The sequence below is a fragment of the Actinomycetota bacterium genome, from assembly GCA_012837825.1.
GTDB lineage: Bacteria > Actinomycetota > Humimicrobiia > Humimicrobiales > Humimicrobiaceae > Humimicrobium.
The window spans coordinates 1-3,238 of record DUQM01000025.1; the positions used below are offsets into that span (position 1 = coordinate 1).

The following is a 3,238-nucleotide window of genomic DNA, read 5'->3' on the forward strand; positions in this document are numbered from 1 at the left end:
ATATATGCCTACAAGAGATGCAATAAAGCAAAGATATGTAAGTGAAAATATGATAAATTTTTATGAAAAAATCGGCATATGTTTTGGCAGAAAACCCGTAGAATTCTCACCTGTTTTTTCCCCGGTTAAAAAAGCCTGCTGGTTTTATTTATAAAATAAGAAAAATTATCCGGATATCGAAAGACAGAAAAATAAGATATGTGATCGTTTTGCCGGGGAAAATTCAAGGCAGATTTAATTCGGGGACATAAGAGAAAAGATCATTAATTTAATTTATACTAATAATTTGAAACTTTTAGCTTATTCTGAAGCATTTATTCTATTGGATACCAAATTATAAGTCTTCTCGATTATCTTTTATCACCACTTGTTGATATGGATTCTTTGTACATCAAATCTGTCCGAGGGGCTTTTTGTTTCTGCAGGATATCCGAGCGATATGATCGAAAAAGGAATTATATGATCAGGAATATTTAGCAATTTTCGCATATTTCTTACTCTGTCTTCTTCAGGATAAACGCCGAGCCATACAGATCCTATTTTAAGATATTGTGCCTCTATAAGTATATTCTCTGTTGCAGCTGCACAGTCCTGAACCCAGTAGCCTGAATGTCTTTCTCTCTGAGGATCTCCGCAGACTACAATGGCAAGCCTGGCTTCTTTCAGCATCTGGGAATAAGAATGAAACCTTGTTATTTCCAGCATTATATTTCTATCTTTTATTATTATAAATTCCCAGGGTTGCTGATTTCCGGCAGAAGGTGCAGCCATAGCGGCTTTAAGCAATTTTTCGATTTCTTCTTCCCGGATAAGTTCATTTGTATATTTTCTTATGCTCCGTCTGTGAAATAATGCTTCAACCATTATAAAACCTTTCCTGTTTCTATTATGTTTATATTCAATTTATATTAGATAATATATCAGCTAAGTAATTATAAAAAATAAGCTTAATATTGGCAAAAGCAGATGTTAAGATAATTCAATATAAATTATCTTATACATAATTATTAAAATGAATATAATATAATCATAATCAAAAATATTTACCGGAGAAGCTCTATTTGTTATTTGACAATTTTTAATAAATAAATTATTAAGATAAAATAAATACAATATAATTTAGGAATTGAACGGGGTGATTAAGAAATGAGACCAGTTACTATTTTTACGGGACAATGGGCTGATCTGTCATTTGAAGAGATGTGCAGAATTGCTTCCGAAATAGGCTATGAAGGGCTTGAATTGGCAACATGGGGAAACCATGTCAATCCCAAAAGGGCAGCTGAGGAACCTGCATATGTAAAAGAGATACTTGATACATTAAAGAAATATAATCTGAAAACATGGGCAATAAGCGCCCATCTGTCCGGACAGCTCATCGGAGATGTGTACGATAAGAGACATAATGGTTTTGCTGCTTCAAGTGTTGCAGATAAACCTAAAGAAATGAGAGAATGGGCTGTTCAGGAAGTAAGGTATACAATTAAAGCTGCAAAAAATCTGGGGATAAATATGATTACTGGTTTCCTGGGTTCACCGATTTGGAATTACTGGTATTCTTTCCCGCAGACGACTGCTGAGATGGTTGATGATGGCTATAAGACTATCGTGGAAAGATGGTCGCCTTTATTTGACGAAATGGATAAAAACGGAATAAGGTTTGCGCTTGAAGTCCATCCTACTGAAATAGCTTATGATTATTATTCTTTTGTAAGGCTTCTTGAAGAATTCAAATATCGTGAAACTCTCGGAATGAATTTTGATCCGAGCCATCTTTTGTGGCAGGGTCTAAAACCGCATCTTATGATAAGAGAAATTCCTGACAGAGTTTATCATGTCCATATCAAAGATGCTTCTGTTACACTGGACGGACTGAATGGAATATTAGGTTCCCATCTTGAATTCGGGGATCCAAAAAGAGGATGGAATTTCCGCTCACCCGGTAGAGGCGGTGTAGACTTCTCGGCAATAATACGTGAGCTGAACGCCATTGGCTATGACGGGCCTCTTTCTGTTGAATGGGAAGATTCAGGAATGGACAGAATTCAGGGAGCAACTGAAGCCTGCAGTTTTGTAAAGCATATAAATATTACACCCAATGTAGGTGCGTTTGATGATGCATTAAAAAACAAATAATTAAAAATCATTAATGCTTTGCAAGTTATTTAAAAACAGTATTTTTTGCTAAACAAATTGTTCTGCAAAAAACTTTCGCAGTATCTCAATTCCGGTATGTCCTCGGAAAATTGGGAGAAAAGCATTCAGGCTGATGCAGAATCAAAAGTTAGAGCCCCAGGTTCAAATTAAAAATTCTGTATCAGCCTGTTTTTATGAATATAATAGTTCGGCTTCCATGAATATCCTGCTTACAAAATCACTGCTTTCATTGATGCAACCGACTATTTTTTCGGATCCGATTTCAAGCATGTCTTTAACGGTAAGGATATCATTATCAAGTAATTTTTCTTTTTGTTTAGGCTTTAGCCCGGGCAGTATGGTGACCGGATAAAGCTTTTTATTTTCAATATAGTATTCAAGATTTTTTTCGGCAGGATAATGCCATGCGATTATTCCAAGCCCGACACATCCTGCATATTTGATTGCTTCAGTAGTGCATTTTGTATTTGTTGCAAGCCATGCTTTTGAAAAATTATAACTTGTTTTATTTTCATCACTTGCTTTTTTTATGTCCAGAAATCTTGCGTAAATATATAATGCTGTTTTAATATCGCTTTTGGTTTCATTTCTGTTATGGTATTTGCATTCAAACATATAATGCTCACTGTTTTTTTCTGCAATTACATCTACTTCATGATCCACGCAATATCCTTTGATTATTCTGCCTGTTGCAGTCTTATAACCATATTCTTTCAGAATCCTTGCAATATATTTTTCAAAAATAAAGCCGGTAGGGCCTAATTCCATGATAGCTTTCTTTAATGTATATTTTATTGCAACCGGTGGCTGCTTTTTCTTTAAATAAGTTAGCGCAAGCTTATAGATATCTCTGGCTTTGATTAGCTCGCCTTTTAATTCGTTTTTAACCTTGCTTATTATAAAATTAACGATTTTCTCATCAGCTCCTGCCCTCAAAAGAGAAGTTTTTATTTTTTTCTCATCAAAAAGTTCCCGGGTTCCATCTTCTTTCTGGATTAATTTTTCCATAATACTTAATTCTCCATACTATCTTTTTAACAAACTAAAATATCTTCTTTCAGATAGCATATATAATAAATAA

General features: G+C 34.4%; 4 protein-coding genes. 2 read left to right on the forward strand and 2 right to left on the reverse strand.

Annotation, left to right across the window (positions count from 1 at the left end):
- Positions 1–154, forward strand: a 154-nt coding sequence (locus GXZ93_02215) for a hypothetical protein (protein HHT78599.1), incomplete at its 5' end; no start/stop codon positions are given.
- A 206-nt stretch (positions 155–360) separates the two neighbouring features.
- Here the strand turns inward: GXZ93_02215 and GXZ93_02220 are convergent.
- Positions 361–864, reverse strand: a complete 504-nt coding sequence (locus tag GXZ93_02220; GenBank protein ID HHT78600.1) for a nitroreductase family protein — start codon at positions 862–864, stop codon at positions 361–363.
- Between the two features lie 282 nt (positions 865–1,146).
- Here GXZ93_02220 and GXZ93_02225 point away from each other — a divergent pair, with 282 nt between their 5' ends.
- Positions 1,147–2,136: a sugar phosphate isomerase/epimerase gene (locus GXZ93_02225; GenBank protein HHT78601.1), complete on the forward strand. Its 990-nt coding sequence runs from the start codon at positions 1,147–1,149 to the stop codon at positions 2,134–2,136.
- A 192-nt stretch (positions 2,137–2,328) separates the two neighbouring features.
- Here the strand turns inward: GXZ93_02225 and GXZ93_02230 are convergent, their stop codons facing one another.
- Positions 2,329–3,165 (reverse strand): ATPase, encoded by an 837-nt coding sequence (locus tag GXZ93_02230; protein HHT78602.1) that lies wholly within the window; start codon positions 3,163–3,165, stop codon positions 2,329–2,331.
- Positions 3,166–3,238: the final 73 nt, after the last annotated feature.

Excerpts from the sequence above, each read along its gene's own strand:
- GXZ93_02225 (HHT78601.1), top strand. The coding sequence starts at position 1,147 with ATGAGACCAGTTACTATTTTTACGGGACAATGGGCTGATCTGTCATTT.
- GXZ93_02220 (HHT78600.1), bottom strand. The coding sequence starts at position 864 with ATGGTTGAAGCATTATTTCACAGACGGAGCATAAGAAAATATACAAAT.
- GXZ93_02230 (HHT78602.1), bottom strand. The coding sequence starts at position 3,165 with ATGGAAAAATTAATCCAGAAAGAAGATGGAACCCGGGAACTTTTTGAT.